This is a genomic window from Streptomyces sp. NPDC079141, assembly GCF_040686775.1.
GTDB lineage: Bacteria > Actinomycetota > Actinomycetes > Streptomycetales > Streptomycetaceae > Streptomyces.
Map to the genome: position 1 here is coordinate 554,744 of NZ_JBFBLP010000003.1, position 16,383 is coordinate 571,126.

The 16,383-nt window shown below is 72.4% G+C and carries 14 protein-coding genes; 6 read left to right on the forward strand and 8 right to left on the reverse strand.

Annotated elements, in window-relative coordinates:
- Window positions 1–66: 66 nt before the first annotated feature.
- The 4 genes from AB0Q90_RS12205 to AB0Q90_RS12220 all read left to right on the forward strand — a co-directional run bounded on the left by AB0Q90_RS12205 (window position 67) and on the right by AB0Q90_RS12220 (window position 4,995).
- On the forward strand, window positions 67–1,251 hold the full coding sequence (locus tag AB0Q90_RS12205; RefSeq protein ID WP_363160610.1) for an MFS transporter: 1,185 nt from the start codon (window positions 67–69) through the stop codon (window positions 1,249–1,251).
- A 158-nt stretch (window positions 1,252–1,409) separates the two neighbouring features.
- Window positions 1,410–1,691, forward strand: a complete 282-nt coding sequence (locus AB0Q90_RS12210; RefSeq protein ID WP_363160611.1) for an SHOCT domain-containing protein — start codon at window positions 1,410–1,412, stop codon at window positions 1,689–1,691.
- On the forward strand, window positions 1,688–2,437 hold the full coding sequence (locus AB0Q90_RS12215) for an ABC transporter ATP-binding protein (protein WP_363160612.1): 750 nt from the start codon (window positions 1,688–1,690) through the stop codon (window positions 2,435–2,437). The genes AB0Q90_RS12210 and AB0Q90_RS12215 overlap by 4 nt, the downstream gene beginning before the upstream one ends.
- Entirely contained in the window at window positions 2,434–4,995 is a 2,562-nt protein-coding gene (locus AB0Q90_RS12220; RefSeq protein ID WP_363160613.1) for an ABC transporter permease, read from the forward strand. The genes AB0Q90_RS12215 and AB0Q90_RS12220 overlap by 4 nt, the downstream gene beginning before the upstream one ends.
- A gap of 221 nt (window positions 4,996–5,216) precedes the next feature.
- On the opposite strand, the gene AB0Q90_RS12225 is transcribed toward AB0Q90_RS12220, so the two are convergent.
- Both AB0Q90_RS12225 and AB0Q90_RS12230 read right to left on the reverse strand, forming a co-directional pair.
- The gene (locus AB0Q90_RS12225; protein WP_363160614.1) at window positions 5,217–5,762 is read right to left on the reverse strand and encodes an ATP-binding protein; all 546 of its coding nucleotides are present in this window, start codon (window positions 5,760–5,762) and stop codon (window positions 5,217–5,219) included.
- A gap of 188 nt (window positions 5,763–5,950) precedes the next feature.
- Window positions 5,951–6,274: a hypothetical protein gene (locus AB0Q90_RS12230; RefSeq protein WP_363160615.1), complete on the reverse strand. Its 324-nt coding sequence runs from the start codon at window positions 6,272–6,274 to the stop codon at window positions 5,951–5,953.
- A gap of 332 nt (window positions 6,275–6,606) precedes the next feature.
- Between AB0Q90_RS12230 and AB0Q90_RS12235 the strand changes: the two genes are divergently transcribed.
- A complete protein-coding gene (locus tag AB0Q90_RS12235; RefSeq protein ID WP_363160616.1) occupies window positions 6,607–7,731 on the forward strand; it encodes a PLP-dependent cysteine synthase family protein in 1,125 nt (374 codons plus the stop codon).
- 36 nt (window positions 7,732–7,767) lie between these two features.
- Here the strand turns inward: AB0Q90_RS12235 and AB0Q90_RS12240 are convergent, their stop codons facing one another.
- Window positions 7,768–8,244 carry an SRPBCC family protein gene (locus AB0Q90_RS12240; RefSeq protein WP_363160617.1) on the reverse strand — a complete coding sequence of 159 codons (477 nt, stop codon included), beginning with the start codon at window positions 8,242–8,244 and terminating at the stop codon, window positions 7,768–7,770.
- Between the two features lie 63 nt (window positions 8,245–8,307).
- On the reverse strand, window positions 8,308–9,144 hold the full coding sequence (locus tag AB0Q90_RS12245) for a DeoR/GlpR family DNA-binding transcription regulator (RefSeq protein WP_363160618.1): 837 nt from the start codon (window positions 9,142–9,144) through the stop codon (window positions 8,308–8,310).
- A 280-nt stretch (window positions 9,145–9,424) separates the two neighbouring features.
- On the opposite strand from AB0Q90_RS12245, the gene AB0Q90_RS12250 reads away from it, so the two are divergent.
- Window positions 9,425–11,734 carry a hypothetical protein gene (locus tag AB0Q90_RS12250; protein WP_363160619.1) on the forward strand — a complete coding sequence of 770 codons (2,310 nt, stop codon included), beginning with the start codon at window positions 9,425–9,427 and terminating at the stop codon, window positions 11,732–11,734.
- Window positions 11,735–11,756: 22 nt separating this feature from the next.
- Here the strand turns inward: AB0Q90_RS12250 and AB0Q90_RS12255 are convergent, their stop codons facing one another.
- The 4 genes from AB0Q90_RS12255 to AB0Q90_RS12270 all read right to left on the reverse strand — a co-directional run bounded on the left by AB0Q90_RS12255 (window position 11,757) and on the right by AB0Q90_RS12270 (window position 16,363).
- Window positions 11,757–12,143: a VOC family protein gene (locus AB0Q90_RS12255; protein ID WP_363160620.1), complete on the reverse strand. Its 387-nt coding sequence runs from the start codon at window positions 12,141–12,143 to the stop codon at window positions 11,757–11,759.
- Window positions 12,144–12,215: 72 nt separating this feature from the next.
- On the reverse strand, window positions 12,216–14,639 hold the full coding sequence (locus AB0Q90_RS12260; protein ID WP_363160621.1) for a right-handed parallel beta-helix repeat-containing protein: 2,424 nt from the start codon (window positions 14,637–14,639) through the stop codon (window positions 12,216–12,218).
- 108 nt (window positions 14,640–14,747) lie between these two features.
- Window positions 14,748–15,353, reverse strand: coding sequence for a hypothetical protein (locus AB0Q90_RS12265; protein WP_363160622.1), 606 nt, complete (start codon window positions 15,351–15,353; stop codon window positions 14,748–14,750).
- A 182-nt stretch (window positions 15,354–15,535) separates the two neighbouring features.
- Window positions 15,536–16,363, reverse strand: a complete 828-nt coding sequence (locus AB0Q90_RS12270; RefSeq protein WP_363160623.1) for an MOSC N-terminal beta barrel domain-containing protein — start codon at window positions 16,361–16,363, stop codon at window positions 15,536–15,538.
- Window positions 16,364–16,383 lie beyond the last annotated feature (20 nt).

Here is a 16,383-nt window from a genome sequence, read left to right on the forward strand (position 1 = left end):
GGCGTGGGTTGACGTTATCCGTCAACCCACGTGGCCGGCCCGGCGGCCGAACGCACCGTTTGAGCCATGACGACGACCACCAAGATCCGGCCGCGTGCCCTAGTCCGTGCCTCCGGAGGCCCCCGCTATGCCGCCGCCCTGGCCGTGGACGCCCTCGGCACCGGCCTGCTGCGGCCCTTCCTGCTGCTCTACGGGGTGACCGTGCTCAGCCTGTCCGCGCCGGTCACCGGCATCGCCATGACGGTCGCCATCGTCGCCGGCCTGCTGTGCATGCCCGCGGTGGGCCGATGGCTGGACCGAGGCGCACGCAGCACGGTCGTCGCGGCGTCGATGCTGGTGCGGGTACTGGGCGTGGCCCTGCTGCTGGCCACCCCGACGGGGCACGTCTGGCTGTTCGCCACGGCGGCACTCTTCCTCGGCATCGGCAACCAGGCATGGCCGGCCGCCCACGCAGCACTGGTGGCCACCGTCGCCCACGGCCGGGAACGCGACGCCGCTCTCGCGGCAGGCCGCGCCCTGCGCAACGCGGGCCTGGGCACGGGCGCGCTCATCGCCACCGCATGCCTGGCCGGCGGCACCACCGCCCTGCAGGCACTGGCGGCCGTCACCGGGCTCGCCTATCTCACAGCCGCGGCCCTGGCGTGGTCCGTCCACCTCCGCGCCCACCCGGCAGCTGCCCCGGCCAAGAACGGGGACGACGGCCCCGCACCGCGGATGGGCGCGCTGCTGGCCGCCAACGTGATCTACGTCTTCTGCCTCAACGTTCCCGAAATCGCGCTTCCCCTGGTCCTGGTGACCCAACTGCACGCATCCCCGGTGTGGTCGGCCGCCATCTTCGTGGCCAACACCGTGCTGGTGGTCACCCTGCAGGTCCCGGTGACCGTCCTGATGTCCCGCTACTCCCGGCCCACCGTGCTGACCCTCGCCGGCACAGTCCTCACCGCGTCCTACCTCGGATTCCTCGCGGCCACCTCACTGGGACACGGCTGGGCCGCCCCGGCCGTCGCAGCCGTGTCCGTCGTCTGCACCCTCGGCGAGATCATCTACGCCGGCAGCGCCACCGCACTCGTCACCCACCTCGCCCCGGCCCACGCCCTGGGCCGCGCCCTCGCCCGCTTCGAACTCTCCACCGGCTTCGGCCTCGCCGTCTCCCCGGCGGTCATCACCTCTCTCGCCCCCCACGGCCCGACCGCCCTCTGGGGCAGCCTGGCCGCGGCGACACTCCTCGCTGCCGCCGCCGTCGCCCACTAGGACTCTGCGGCACAAGGAGACCCCGAAACCCACCCACCTACTCCCGCGGAGGTACGCCCACTGCCGCTGCCCGTACGACGACCCGGACCCCCCTCCGGAGCGAAGGTCGAGACATCACCGCACGAGCAATTTCGAACCGTCTCGGGAGATGACTCGACATGCAGACCCTCGCGCACTTCGGCGACGGCGGGCCCGGCCCGTGGATCCTGTTCTTCCCGCTGATCTGGGCAGCCGTCGTGATCGGCGGCGTCACGCTGCTGCGCCGCACCGTGTGGCGCGGACGCGGCGGCCCCCGCCGGCCCGTCGTCGACGACAACTCGCCGATCTCCGTCCTCGGCCACCGCTTCGCCTCCGGCGAGATCGACGAGGACGAGTACTGGCGCCGACTGTCCGTCCTGGACGAGCAGTTCGGCCGCACGGGCAAGGGCGGTGCGGCATGACCGTCACGACCACCACCCGGACGGCCGCCCGGGTCGTCGACGCCGTGAAGGTGTACGGCACCGGAGACACCACCGTACGGGCCCTGGACGGGGTGAGCGTCGACTTCCCGGCCGGCCGCTTCACCGCGATCATGGGGCCCTCGGGCTCCGGCAAGTCCACCCTCATGCACTGCGCGGCCGGCCTCGACACCCTCAGCTCGGGCGCCGCGCACATCGGCGACACCGACCTCAGCACCCTCGACGACCGCCGACTGACCCTGCTGCGCCGCGACCGCGTGGGCTTCGTCTTCCAGGCGTTCAACCTGGTGCCGACGCTCACCGTCGCGGAGAACATCACGCTGCCCCTGGACCTGGCGGGCGGCAAGGGCGACCAGGACTGGCTCGACGCCCTCATCGACGTCGTAGGCCTGCGCGACCGCCTCCACCACCGGCCCGCCGAACTCTCCGGCGGACAGCAGCAACGCGTCGCCGTGGCACGGGCGTTCGCCGGCCGGCCGGAGGTCGTCTTCGCCGACGAACCGACCGGCAACCTCGACTCCCGCTCCGGCGAGGAGGTCCTCGGCCTGCTCGGCCGGACGGTGCGCCGCACGGGCCGTACGGTCGTCATGGTCACCCACGACCCGGTGGCCGCCGCCCACGCCGACGAGGTCGTCTTCCTCGCCGACGGACGCCTCGTCGACCGTATGGCCGCCCCGACCGCCGACAAGGTCCTGGACCGGATGAAGGCCTTCGAGGTGTCGTCATGAACACCTCCGTACGGCTCAGCCTGTCCTCCCTGCGCGCCCACCGGCGCCGGTTCGCCGGCACGTTCGCCGCCGTGTTCCTCGGCGTCGCGTTCCTGGCCGGGACGCTCGTCATGGGCGACACCCTGCGCGCCAGCTTCGACACCATGTTCGGCAACGCGACGAGCGGCACGGACGCCGTCGTCCGCAGCGCCGACGCCATCACCACGCCCGGCGAGAGCGAGGGCGTGCGCGAACCGGTCGACACGGACCTGGTGAGCACCGTCGAACAGGTCCCCGGCGTCGCCGCCGCGGCTCCCAACATCGAGGGCGCGGGCCAACTCGTCGGCAAGAACGGCGACCCCATCGGCGGCCAGGGCCCGCCCACCCTCGCCGGCAACTGGATCGGCGACCCCGAACTCAACCCCTACCGCCTGGCCGAGGGCCGCGCCCCGCAGAAGTCCGGCGAGGTCGTCGTCAACCGCGGAACCGCCGAACTCGGCGACCTGAAGATCGGCGACACGACCACCCTGCGTACCCCGGACCCGGTCCAGGTGACCATCGTCGGCCTCGCGACCTTCGGCGGCGAGGACGGCATGGCGCAGGTGACCTTCACCGGCATGACCCAGGCCGACGCCGAGAAGTACCTCACCGCCCGCCCGGGCGAAGCCGCGAGCATCCAGGTGCGGGCCGGACCCGGAGTCAGTCAGCAGGAACTGGTCGACAGCCTGGCATCCGTCCTGCCCGGCGGCGTCGAGGCCATCACCGGCCAGGAGTCGGCCGAGGAGAACACCGAGATGATCTCCGGCCAGTTCCTGACCCTGTTCACCACCTTCCTCCTGGTCTTCTCCGGCATCGCCCTGCTCGTCGCCACGTTCTCCATCCACAACACCTTCGCCATCGTCGTGGCCCAACGCACCCGCGAGAACGCCCTGTTGCGTGCCCTCGGCGCCTCGCGCCGCCAGGTCACCGCCGCCACCCTCGTCGAGGCGAGCGCCGTGGCCGTCCTCGCCTCACTGGCCGGCCTGGCCGGCGGCATCGGCATCGCGGCCGGCCTCCAGGCCCTGTTCCCGGCGATCGGATTCCCCTTCCCCGAGGGCGAGTTGGTGATCAGCGCACTGTCGATGACACTGCCGCTCGCGGTCGGCGTCGTGGTCTGCCTCGGCTCCGCCCTGCTGCCCGCCGTCCGCGCCGGCCGCACCGCACCCCTGGCCGCGCTGCGCGAAACGGCCGTCGACACCTCCGGCGCCTCCCGCGCCCGCGCCGTCACCGGCCTGGGCCTCGGCGCCCTCGCCATCGGGGTGACCCTCACCGGCGTCCTCGCCTCACCGTCCGTCTGGATGGCGGGCTTCGGCGCCGTCCTGGCCCTCGCCGCGTTCGTGGTCCTCGGCCCGGTCGCCTCCTCAACGGCCGTACAAATCCTCGGCGGCCCCCTGGACCGGCTGCGCGGCGTCACCGGAGGACTCGCCCGCCGTAACGCCCTGCGCAGCCCGAAGCGCACGGCGGCCACCGCCAGCGCCCTGATGATCGGCGTAGCCGTGGTCTCCCTGTTCACGGTGTTCGGCGCATCCCTCAAGGCCACCATGGACCAGACCGTCTCCCGCTCCTTCGCGGGCGACGTCGCCGTGAGCGCACCGTCCTTCGGCGCGGGCGGCAGCGGACTGAGCCCCCGGCTCGCCGACGCGGTCCAGCAACTGCCCGAGGTGGACACGGCCGTAGGACTCGGCCGCGGAGTCGCCGAAGTGGACGGCAAGGGACGGGCGTTGACCGTCACCGACCCACTCGCCCTGGAGCGCACCTTCGATCTCGGCACCGTCCAGGGTTCGCTGAGCGACCTGGGCACCGACGGCATCGCCATCACCGAGAACGAAGCCGAGGACCAAGGCCTGACCACAGGCGACCGAACCCGGCTCACCTTCACCGACGGCGAGCAGCAGACCTTCACGGTCCGCGCGGTCTACGGCCAGTCGGAACTCGCCGGTGACTACGTCATCACCCGCGCCGCCTGGGCCCCCCACCGCACCCAGGACGCCGACACCCTGGTCGCCGTCTCCTTCAAGGACGGGGTGAGCGCGGACGCGGGCAAGGCCGCAGTGGAAAAGACGGCCGCGCAGTACGGAGACCCCGAGGTCCAGACCCGCGACGAGTACGCCGAGTCCTCGGCCGGCGCCATCGACATGATGCTCACACTCGTCTACGCCCTGCTCGCCCTCGCCGTGCTCATCGCGCTCCTCGGCATCGCCAACACCCTGACCCTGGCGATCCACGAACGCACCCGAGAACTCGGCCTGCTTCGCGCCGTAGGCCAGACCCGGTCCCAACTGAGGGCCATGGTCCGCTGGGAGTCCATCCTGGTCGCCGCCTTCGGCACGGCCGGCGGCCTCGCCCTCGGCGCCTTCCTGGGCTGGGTCCTCGTGAAGGCCTCCGACGGCGCCAGCGACAGCGCCTTCGCCTTCGCGATGCCGCCCGCACAGCTCCTGGCGGTGGCCCTGGTAGGCCTCACCGCAGGAGCCCTGGCGGGCCTACGCCCAGCAAGGCGAGCGGCACGCCTGGACATTCTGAGGGCCATAGCCACCGAGTAACGGCACACACGCGGACCAACGACGACTGAACGACCGAGGATCGGCACAGGCCCACCAAGGGCTCCTGTCCCAAGGCCACCGGCCCGAGGGAGCCGAAGGGGCGCGCCGGTGTCGAGAGGGCGAACGCGCGGAGGCGCGAAGCGCTGAGCACGATCGCCCTCTCGACACCGGCTAAAAGCGCCCCGCAGGCGACCGAGCAAAGAAGGTGCATCACCGCCCGGTCAGCCGGGAACGGCTGACCGGGCGGGAGTATGTTCCGGCCTGCGGCGCAGGTCGACGCGGTGTTCGATGTCCGTGAACCTGTGCACGGGCTTCTCGGCGGTGGCGCGGTGCGGCGGTCGTGCGGCCTTGGCCCGCGCCGACGCGGGGGTCGGCAGCGTGAACCACACGACCTTGCCCGACTCGCCGTCCGGTCGTACGCCCCAGCTCTCGCTGACGGCGGCGACCATCGCGAGGCCGCGCCCGCAGGTGGCGAGCGGTGCGACGTCCTCGATGTCCTCCACGACCGGCAGACGCGGGTCGTGGTCGTGCACGGAGACCATGAGCCGGTCGAGCAGCAGCTCGATCTCCACGGTGCACGTCTTGTCGGGCTGGGCGTGTTGGTGGACGTTGGTCAAGAGCTCGGTCACACCGAGCGCCGCCCGGTCTATCAGGGGATCCAGATGCCAGTAGCGCAATTGCGCTGAAAGGATTCTGCGGACCTGGCCGATCCGCGACGGCAGGGCTTGAAGCTCCACCGTGCAGTGCCTGCTTGGGTGACTGATCACGGCTGCGACTCCCCGACTTGAGAGGTCCGGAAGAACACGGAGTTCGGATCGAACCAGCAGGGTGCCTGCGTACAACGGCCGCCTGCTGTCGTGGCCGGCGGGCTGGTTCGCAGCGTTATCGCCGGTAAACCCAGAGTGACGTGAAACCAGCGTGACGCAAGGGACGAAGCCCCGCAACTCGCGGTGGCTCAGTGACTACGCCCCGCGGCCTTCCGTACGGCCTCGATGAACCGGCGTGCGGCGGGTGGCCCGGGCTCGCCCGGTGCCGGGTCGTGATCGCCCAGCGTCAGCAGGTACCGCTTGCCGTTGAGGTCCGCGAGTGCCCGGTCGTCCGCGGCGAACCAGGGCTTGGAGGCCCGTACCGCCTGCACGGGCGCGCTGTCGATCTCGCTGCCGTAGCTGGTGAGCAGTTCGAGCCGACCACCGCTGATCCGGACCTGCCCGGCCCGGGTGAGCGAGCGCAGCCGCTTCCCGATCCGCACGCCCGTGGCCGTGAACTCCGGCTCCGCCATGCCGCCCCGCCCCCTTGTGCGCGTCGGTGTCCCGGACCGCCGCTCCGCGTGGGTCGAGGTCCGGCTCGTGTCGTGATCCAGTGTGCGCCCCCGTTCGGTGCAGTCTGCACGCCCCCGGCGTCCAGCACCAGTACGCACGGCGTCCCGGGCAGGGGATCTGCGGGAGCACTCGTGCGAATGCGCCCCCAGGCGCGCGCGAATGCTTGACCCCAGGGTGGTCTTTGAGGTGCTCAAAGTCGTGTTTATGCAGGTGAGAAGCGTGCGGAAGGTGTTTATGATCGGGGCGTCGGCCGCACGAGGCGTCGTCGGCGCGAAGCGTAAGGAGCCCCGCCGTGAGCACCCCTCAGCAGACCCGGACCGGCGCAACCCTCGATGCCGACCACAGTGACGTCGTCTATCGCGGCTGGCTGAAAGAAGCCGTGCGCAAAGTGCAGGCCGACGCAAATCGATCGGCGGACACGCACTTGCTCCGCTTCCCGCTGCCGGAGAAGTGGGGGATCGACCTGTATCTGAAGGACGAGTCGACCCACCCGACCGGCAGCCTCAAGCACCGGCTGGCCCGCTCGCTCTTCCTCTACGGCCTGTGCAATGGCTGGATCAGGCCGGGCCGCCCGGTGATCGAGGCGTCCAGCGGCTCGACGGCCGTCTCCGAGGCGTACTTCGCGAAGCTGATCGGCGTGCCCTTCATCGCCGTCATGCCGCGCACGACCAGCGCCGAGAAGATCCGCCTGATCGAGTTCCACGGCGGGCAGTGCCACTTCGTGGACGACCCGCGCACGATGTACGAGGAGTCCGCCCGCCTCGCGGTGGAGACCGGCGGCCACTACATGGACCAGTTCACCTACGCGGAACGGGCCACGGACTGGCGCGGCAACAACAACATCGCCGAATCCATCTTCCGGCAGCTGGAGTTGGAACGGTTTCCCGAGCCGGCGTGGATCGTGGCCACGGCCGGCACCGGCGGCACGTCGGCGACCATCGCCCGCTACGTCCACTACATGCAGCACGACACTCGCATTTGTGTCGCAGATCCGGAGAACTCGTGTTTCTTCGAGGGCTGGACCACCGGCGATCCGGACGTCACCTGCGACTGCGGCTCCCGCATCGAGGGCATCGGCAGACCGCGCATGGAGCCGAGCTTCGTGCCCGGCGCGATCGACCGGATGATGAAGGTGCCGGACGCGGCGAGCGTCGCCGCCGTACGGGCACTGGAGCAGGCCATCGGCCGGAAGGCGGGCGGCTCGACCGGCACCGGACTGTGGAGCGCCCTGAAGATCGTCGCCGAGATGGTGGCCGAGGGACGCCGGGGGAGCGTGGTCACCCTGCTGTGCGACCCGGGCGACCGCTACCTCGACAAGTACTACTCCGATGCCTGGCTCACCGAGCAGGGCCTGGACATCGAGCCGTACACGGCAGCGATCGAGTCCCTCCTGGAGACGGGCGTCTGGCCGTCCTGAGCGGGCGCGCGGCAGGGACACCCCACCCGTCCCGACTCACCGACCGGCCAGCCTCCGGTCCAGTGCGCTGACCGCGTCGCGGAAGGCACGCCCGAGTCCCGGTCGGGCGGACTTCAGAAGGAACCGGAACGTCGCCGTGCCGTCCGCCGCGAAGGTCCACTGCACCCGCGTGCCCGTCCCCGCCGGCGCCAGCCGCCACTCCTCGACGAGTGCCCGCAGGCCCGGTGCGTTGGTCGAGGCGACGCCGTAGGCGTACACCTCGGGGCTCTTCGTCGCGAGAACGTGCTCCAGGAAGCGGATGCCACCCCGCAGCGTGATGTCGCGCCCGGGGAGGGTGTCCTCGATCGACCGCGCCCGCGTCACCGCCGAGAACCACTCCGCCCAGCCGGGCGTGTCCTCGGCGAGGGCGCGGAAGACGGCCTCGGGCGGTGCGGAGATCTCCCGGGCGAAGACGAGCCGTACCGGGGCGGACTCGACGAAGTCGTGTCCCTCGGGCCGGAGTTGGCGGAGCATGGACGCAACCCCCTTCGCGCCGGGCGGATGACGGTCGGAGGCGTCACCCTAGCTGACGACACGTCAGCTGTCTGTACCCTCCTCGGCCTCGGCCTCACCCGCGACCATCACCCGCCGCAGATGCTCCGAGATCTCCGCGCGGGCCTCGGCCGCAAGACCGCCATCCGTCACCAGCGTGTCGACCTGCTCCAGCGCCGCGAACGAACTCAGGCCCACCACACCCCACTTGGTGTGGTCGGCGACCACCACCACGCGGCGCGCGGACTGCACCAGACGGCGGTTGGTCTCCGCCTCGGCCAGGTTCGGCGTGGACAGCCCGGCCTCGACCGATATGCCGTGCACACCGAGGAACAGCACGTCGAAGTGGAGCGCCGCGATGGCCTGGTCGGCCACCGGGCCGACCAGCGAGTCGGACGGGGTGCGCACCCCGCCGGTCAGGACGACCGTGGCCGCCCCCTGACGCGGGCCCGAGGTGCGCTGCGCGACATGGAAGACATCGGCGACCCGCACCGAGTTGGTGACCACGGTGAGGTCGGGCACGTCGACCAGCTGATGCGCCAGCGCATACGTCGTCGTACCGCCCGACAGCGCGATCGCCGCGCCCGGGGCCACCAGCTGTGCCGCGGCCCGCGCGATGTCCTCCTTGGCCGTCAGCTCCAGGCCCGACTTGGCCTCGAAGCCCGGCTCATGGGTGCTCGCCTCGACCACCGGCACCGCGCCGCCGTGCACCTTCTCCAGCACGCCCTGCCGGGCCAGCGCATCGAGGTCACGGCGCACGGTCATGTCCGACACGCCGAGTTTGCGGGTGAGCTCGTTGACCCGGACCCCGCCGCGGCGCCGGACCTCGTCCAGGATCAGGGCGCGCCGCTGCTCCGCGAGGAGGTTCTGATTCTCACTCACGTACGCTCCGGTTCCTTTCGCCTCAGGCCGTCCGACACGCCCTGCGCACCTGCTCCGACAAGGAGATTCTCGCCTATCGCGGTGCGCGGGCGTCCCATCCTCGCACGCCGTGGTACATGACGCGCCACCGACCGGCCCGACGCGCGCATGTCACCCACCCGTCCTCTGTCACACGGATCGGGGAGATTCCGTGACGAGGGGTGTACGCCGCCCGCTCAGCGGAGATCCTGGTGCCCGCACGGACACAAGCCGACGGCTCGTCACGGGGGAAGTGCGAACAGTGGAGCGTGCGCCGGAAGACGCCTCGACCGCCCCGCGGACCGAAGAAGCGGACACCGCCCTGGAGCTCCTGGTCCACGGGGTCGGGGGCACCACACCCGAAAAGATGCTGGACGATCCGCGCACGGTGCGGATCACCGGCGACGACACGGCGGCCGTCTTCCGGCGCGCCGACGACGTCGACGCCGAGTCCCGGCCGGAGGACCACCGCGGCAGACCGGTGCCCGAGGCGTACGTCTGGTGCAACCTCACCTCCGGCAACGGCGCCCGCGCCCTGTGGCTGCTGCTCCTGCCGTTCATGGTGGTGAACCTCGCCCACTGGATGCGCCCCAGCGCCCGCGGCCGGGCCCGCACGGTCCGCCTGTACGGCCTGCTGGTGCGCCTCGCCGGACTCTCCCTGACGGTCCTGCTGGTCGCGGCGGCCTGCGAGGTGGCCCTCGACCTGACGGCCTGGCAGTGCGCGGGCACCCCCGCATGCGCCGAGCGGCACTCCTGGCTGGGCTTCCTCACCCCCGAGGCCTCCGACGGCGGCTGGTGGAGCCGCCCCGGCCGCCGCCTCGCCCTCGCCGCGCTGGTCCCCCTCGCCCTCACCGGCCTGCTCTGGTACCTCTCCCACCGCACCTGGAGCGCCTACGAGTCCCAGCAGCCCCTGACCCACGAGCGGCGACCCGACGAGGACACCGACCGCACCGCGCTCGGCCGCCCCGGCTTCTGGTACGGCCGCCGCCTGGTCGCCCGGCTGCGCGCCGCTCACACCGCCGCCGGGCTGCTCACCGTCGCCGCGGCGGTCGGCACCGCGGCGGCGCGCTTCGACCACCGCTCCGGCGGCCCGGCGGCCCTCGACACCCTGGGCCGCCTCCTGGAGGCCGCACTCGTCGCCGGCGCGGCCGTCGTGGTGTGGGTGGTCTGCCGCCGGGGCCGCAGCGAGCGGCGCCTCGACCAGGAACTCGACCAGCGGCTCGTACGACGTCTGCCGCTCGCCTCGCTCGTCCTGCTGGCCCTGACCCTGGTGTACGCAGGCTGGGAGCGCCCGGGGTGGGAGTCCGGCGGACGGCTGCCGGGCGACGCGGCCTTCGGCGCCCTCGCCTTCGCCCAGGGCCTGCTCGTCATCGTCCTGGGTGTGATCGCCCATGTCCTGCACCGCACCCACCCCGATCCGCGGGCCGCGATGCACGGCCAGGGCGGGCCCGCCGTCGCCCTGCTGGCCTGCGCGCTCGGCGGAGTGATGTCCGGCGGTGTCGCCCAGCGGGTGGCCGACTGGCTGGACGGCACGGGCGCGTCCATCGACGGACCGCCGGTCGTGCTGACCTGGCAGGCGTCCGTGATCCCGCCGCTGGTGCTGCTGGTCCTCCTGGTGTGCCTGTGGCTCGGCCGGCGCACCTGGCGGCTGGGCCGCGCCGAACGGGCCGTCGTCGAACGCGACTACCCGGACGAACCCAAGGACCCCGCGCGCACCCGCCGTATCGCGCGCACCCGCGCGATGGCCGCCCTCACCGACCGGGGCCCCCTCCTCGTCGCCGCCGTCTCCGCCACCACCCTGGTGCTGGGCGCGGGCGCCCTCGTAGGCGCCCTGGCGAGCGACGAGACACCCGCCGAGGCCGCCGAATCGGCGCACCACTTCGTCCAAGGCGCCGCGGAGACCGCGCAGGCCCTCGGCTCCTGGCTGATCGGCCTGGGCTTCATACTGTTCGTCACCTGGGGCCGACGCGCCTACAAGGACGCCTCCGCCCGGCGCACCATCGGCATCCTCTGGGACGTCGGCACCTTCTGGCCGCGCGCCGCCCACCCCTTCGCCCCGCCCTGCTACGCCGAGCGCGCCGTGCCCGACCTGACCTGGCGGATGGCGACCTGGACCCGCGCCACCGGCGGCCGGCTCGTGCTGTCCGGCCACTCCCAGGGCAGCGTGCTCGCCGCGGCCGCCGCCTGGCAGCTGAAGCCCTCCGTCCGCAAACGGGTCGCCCTGCTGACCTACGGCTCCCCGCTGGAACGCCTCTACGGCCGCTGGTTCCCGGCCCACTTCGGCCCGGCCGCGCTCAGCGCCCTGCACCACGAGGTCGACTGCTGGCGCAATCTGCACAGGCCCACCGACCCCATCGGCGGCCCGGTCCTGCTGCCCGGCGCCTGCGGCCCCGAGGTGGACCGCGACGCCCTGAAGGACCCGATGGCGTACGGCCGTACCGACCTGCATCCGCTGCCCGCGCCGATCCTCGGCCACTCCGACTACCAGGCCGACCCGGCCTTCGCCGAGGAACGCCGCCGGCTGCTGGCCCGGCTGCGGCCCGGCCTGCCGGTCCCGCGGGCCGAGCCGTGAGCCACCGGGCCCGCACCGAGCGTTACATCGATCCCGACAGCACGGACAGGACGTTGCCTGCCGGGTCCTTGAACCAGGCGATGTCCGGCCCCCGGCCCTCATGGGCGCCGCGGGCAATGCCCTGGTCGTCCTGCCCGAAACCCTCGTACCGCTCGAACGTCACACCCCGCGCGCCGAGCTCGGCGACGGCCTTGTCGATGTCGTCCACGGGAAAGTTGAGGATCGTGAACGTGGCCGGCGTGTGATCGTCCTTCGGGTACACGAACACCTCCGTGTCCCCGCCGAGGTGCAGGGTCAGCAGCCCGTGCGCCTCGGACACCCTGATGCCGAGGGTGCCGCCGTAGAACTCCTTCGCCCTGGCGATGTCGTCCACCGAGAAACCGCTGAATGCCTTGCTCTCTCCCAGCATGACCGTGCCTTTCCGTGTGTGCGCTCTGCGCGGTCACGTCGTCACGGCGACCATGGTTTCAGGAGGGGGCGCTCAGGGCGACTCGGGCAGGTCCTCGGCGTAGAGCAGGGTCAGGTCGTCCGTGCTGGGCTCCGCCACCTGGGCGACCCTGCCCGCGTGCCGTTCCACCATCGCCTCGAACGTCTGCCGCGCGGTACGGCCATTGCCGAACGCGGGCCCCTTGGGCAGGGCCGTGAAGTACTTCAGCAGGGCTTCCGAGGCGCCCGGTGTCAGCCGGTACTCGTGCTCCTCGGCCTGCTGCTCCACGATCCGCAGGAGTTCACCGGCGTCGTAGTCGCAGAAGGTGATGGTGCGGGAAAAGCGGGACGCCACACCGGGGTTGACGGAGAGGAACCGCTCCATCTCCGCCGTGTAGCCCGCGACGATCACCACGACCGCGTCCCGGTGGTCCTCCATCAGCTTCACCAGCGTGTCGATGGCCTCCTTGCCGAAGTCCCGGCCCGAGTCCTCCGGCGACAGCGCGTACGCCTCGTCGATGAACAGCACCCCGCCGCGCGCCCTGTCGAACGCCTCCTGGGTGCGGATCGCCGTGGAACCGATGTGCTCACCGACCAGATCGACCCGGGACACCTCGACGAGATGGCCCTTGGCCAGCACTCCGAGGGAGGCGAGGATCTCGCCGTAGAGCCGGGCGACGGTCGTCTTGCCGGTGCCCGGGGAGCCGGTGAAGACCAGGTGCCGCTTGACGGAGGCCGCCTTCAGGCCCGCCTGCTGGCGGCGCCGGCCCACCTCGATCATGTCGGTGAGCGCGCGCACCTCGCGCTTGACGCTGTCCAGGCCGACCAGCGCGTCCAGTTCGCCGAGCACGTCCTTGGAGGTGCGGACCGGTTCCGTCGGCGCCTCCGGTTCGCTCGCGCGCGGGACGGGGACCGAGCTGAGCAGGCCCGGCGTCCGGGTGGCCGTCTGCACGGCCGTCTCGTGCGCCGCGGCCGGCTGCCTGAGGCCGCCGCTCTCGTCGCTGGTGCAGTCCTCCACCACGGGTCCGGTCCCGGACGCCGGGTCCGGGCCGCCGTCGGCGAACTCGTAACCGCCGCGTGCGCAGCGCTCCGTACGGCACTTCTTCAACGTCGTACGGCAGCCGTCGAGGACATGGAAGCCGTAGCCGGCGCTGCCGGTGACCCGGCAGTTGAGGAAGCTGCCCCGGCCGCCCGCGGAGACGTAGAAGCCGGCCTCGGCGGGGGAGTCGACGGTGCACCGCTCGATGGTGGGGTCGGCGCCCTTGGTGACGATCACGCCGGTCTGCATGCCGTCCAGGGAGCAGTTGTTGAGGGTGCCGCCGCTGCCGTGGTCGCGGAACCAGGCCCCGGTCGCCGCTTCCCGGATGCGGCAGTCGTCGAGCTGCGCGGTGGCGCCGTCGCTCACCGACACGGCCGTGTTGCGCACCTGGGACAGGTCGCTGTCGACGACGTCCGCGCGCGAGCCGCGGTCCAGCACGAACAGGGCGTCCGGCACGTCGTGCACCCGGCAGGAGTCCAGCACCGCGGTCGCGCCGTCGCTGACCCAGACGGCCGGGTAGTCGCCGGTGCTGTCGAAGATCTCGCACTGGTTGGCGTCGACACGGGTGCCCGGGTCCCACACGGACAGGCCGTTGCGCCCGAACTGCCGCACGCTGGTGCGGGTCAGGGTCAGCACGGAGCGGGAGCGCAGGTCGACCGCGTTCTCCGGGATGTCGTGGATGCGGCAGTCGGCCAGCGTCAGGACGGCGTCGGTGTCGAGCGTGACGCCGTCCGCCGTGGTGCGGTGCACATCGCAGTCGGTGAGGTGCCCGGTGCCCCGGCCGGTGATCTGCACACCGCTGCCGCGCACCTCGTAGATCTCGCAACCGACCGCTTCCAGCGCGGAGTTCTCACCGGTCGCGCTCAGGCCCGCGCCCGAGGTGTGGTGCACCCGGCAGCGCTCCAGGCGGGGGTGCGCCCCGCCGCGCACCGCGACGCCGGACTGGCCGGCCGCGACGACCTCGCACTCCTCGAACACCCCGCCCCCGCCGTCCAGTACGGCGATGCCGATGCCCGCGGGGTTGTCGACCGTGCAGCGCCGCACGGTGGGGCGGGCGCCACCGCGCACCTCGATGCCGGCCGCGGACCGGGTGACGATCCGGATGTCGACGAGCTCCGGTGTGCCCTCCTCGACGAGCAGGGCGGGCGCGGCCGCGTCCTGGCCCTCCACATGCAGGTCCTGGACCACCGCCGAGGCCCGCACGGTCAGCGGCACTCCGTCCACCGGCGCGATCCGCACCGAGCCGGGGGAGCCCTCGGGGCCGCGCAGGGTCACCGCCCGCTGCACGACGAGGTTCTCCCGGTAGGTGCCGGGGGCGACGGTGAGGACGTCACCGTCGGCCGCGGCCTCCAGGGCTGCGGCGAGCGATGCGTACTCACCCGTGCGGCGCCGCCACCGCGACGTGCCGGTGTGCGTCACCTGGACCGTGCCCTGTGCCATGGCGTTGCTGTGCCCCCACCTCGTGGTACGCGGGTTTGTCGCCGAGGACCTCGGCCGGTCCACCGTAGCGTGCGCGCACGCGTCGGGTTGACCAGAGACGGAAGGCTGTCAGCTGCCGGTGCCCGTCCTGCCCCAGTCGGGGCCCGCGCGGTCCCAGGCCTGGTCCCAACGCGCGTACCGGCGGCGGACCATGCGCCAGACGATCAACCGCCGGGCGGTCTCGACCAGACCCATGGTCACCAGGGCCGCGCCGAACCCGGCGAGCACGGCGTGGGTCGTGGCGGTCGCGGAGTCCAGCGGGCGGGCCGCCAGGCGGCCCTGACGGTCGGTCCATATCGTGAAGCGTTCGCCCGGCTGCGGGTCGTCGAGGGCGGCCGTGACCGCGCCGTGCCGCCCGGTGCCGTCCGGGGCGGTCCAGTCGGCGATGACGCGGGTGCGCACGTCCCGGCCCGCCGCGGCCTCGGGATCGGCGTCCAGGGGGCCGCCGTCCACCTCGTCGACCACGGTGGCCGTCACCAGGTGGCGCGAGGCCCGCTGTTCGCGCACGGACTCCTGCAGCGCGTCCTGGGCGAGGCCGCCGACTAGGGCGCCGGTCACGGGGGCCGCGACCAGCACGATCAGCAGCGTGGCCAGGGCCAGCCAGGCCTCGGCCATATCGGTCGCGCGGCGCAGTGGGTTGTGCCGCCAGCGCCAGAGTCCGCTGAGTGCTCGCACCGTCCCGGCACCCCCTTCCCGCTCCGTGATAACCCCCCGCGGAGCCGTTCACGCGCGAGCCCGGTCGAAGAGAGAGCGAAATCACCTGCGGCCGGAGCTTCTCATGAACTGCTCGCGCCTCACTCAACGACCGGCCCCGCGGCGGTGGTTCCCGTACCCGGAAGTTCGCGGGGGATCTTCGGCTAGTCGAGGATCCTGACCGGGTCGCCGACCCGGATCGTGCCGCGGGTCAGCGGCACCAGGTTCTGTCCGAACAGGAGCCTGCCGCCGATGCGCCGGTGCTGTCCCAGGGAGTACAGGGGCTCCCTGCCGCGTTCGGCGGTGGTCTGGTCGGTGGTGGTGACGACGCAGCGTCCGCACTTCCTGGCGGCGCGGAAGGTGACGTCGCCGATGGCGATGCGCGACCAGTCGTCCTCGGCCCAGGCGGGCGTGCCCGACACGACCACGTTCGGCCGGAAACGGTTCATGGGCAGCGGGCCCTCGGCGGCGTGCTCACCCTGGGCGATCAGGGAGTTGAGGGCGTCGAGGGAGGCGGTGGAGGTGAGCAGCACCGGATAGCCGTCGGCGAAGTTGACGGTCTCGCCGGGCAGCGCGTAGTCGGGATCGACGGGCCGGCGGGTGGCCGGGTCGTCCATGTGCACCAGCCGCACGTCGGCGCCGAGGTAGGCGCTGCACCAGGCGTGCGCGGCGTCGTCCTCGGCGAGGACCGCCTCGACCTTGTCGCGGAAGACCTGGATCGGCAGGGTGCCGACCGGGCGCGGCACCGGCACGGCCAGCGGCTCCATGCCGGGCGCGGACAGCCGAAGGCCGCCGCCGGGCTGGAGCTCGGCGACGGCCTTCGCGAGGTGCGGCTGCTGGCGTTGCGTGACGACCTTTCCCCCGTCGTCGATCACCACCCAGCGGCGGTCTCCGGCCAGCCCCCAGGGCTCCACGTCGGCCTCCGGGAGCGAGGTGCCCCGGAACGCCTTGACCGGATGGACATGAATCGAATGCAGTTTTGCGTTCCCCATGAGCACATCGTGCCAGCAGG

Excerpts from the sequence above, each read along its gene's own strand:
- AB0Q90_RS12230 (WP_363160615.1), bottom strand. The coding sequence starts at position 6,274 with ATGGCGGAGCCGGAGTTCACGGCCACGGGCGTGCGGATCGGGAAGCGG.
- AB0Q90_RS12215 (WP_363160612.1), top strand. The coding sequence starts at position 1,688 with ATGACCGTCACGACCACCACCCGGACGGCCGCCCGGGTCGTCGACGCC.
- AB0Q90_RS12270 (WP_363160623.1), bottom strand. The coding sequence starts at position 16,363 with ATGGGGAACGCAAAACTGCATTCGATTCATGTCCATCCGGTCAAGGCG.
- AB0Q90_RS12205 (WP_363160610.1), top strand. The coding sequence starts at position 67 with ATGACGACGACCACCAAGATCCGGCCGCGTGCCCTAGTCCGTGCCTCC.
- AB0Q90_RS12210 (WP_363160611.1), top strand. The coding sequence starts at position 1,410 with ATGCAGACCCTCGCGCACTTCGGCGACGGCGGGCCCGGCCCGTGGATC.
- AB0Q90_RS12220 (WP_363160613.1), top strand. The coding sequence starts at position 2,434 with ATGAACACCTCCGTACGGCTCAGCCTGTCCTCCCTGCGCGCCCACCGG.
- AB0Q90_RS12240 (WP_363160617.1), bottom strand. The coding sequence starts at position 8,244 with ATGCTCCGCCAACTCCGGCCCGAGGGACACGACTTCGTCGAGTCCGCC.
- AB0Q90_RS12255 (WP_363160620.1), bottom strand. The coding sequence starts at position 12,143 with ATGCTGGGAGAGAGCAAGGCATTCAGCGGTTTCTCGGTGGACGACATC.
- AB0Q90_RS12260 (WP_363160621.1), bottom strand. The coding sequence starts at position 14,639 with ATGGCACAGGGCACGGTCCAGGTGACGCACACCGGCACGTCGCGGTGG.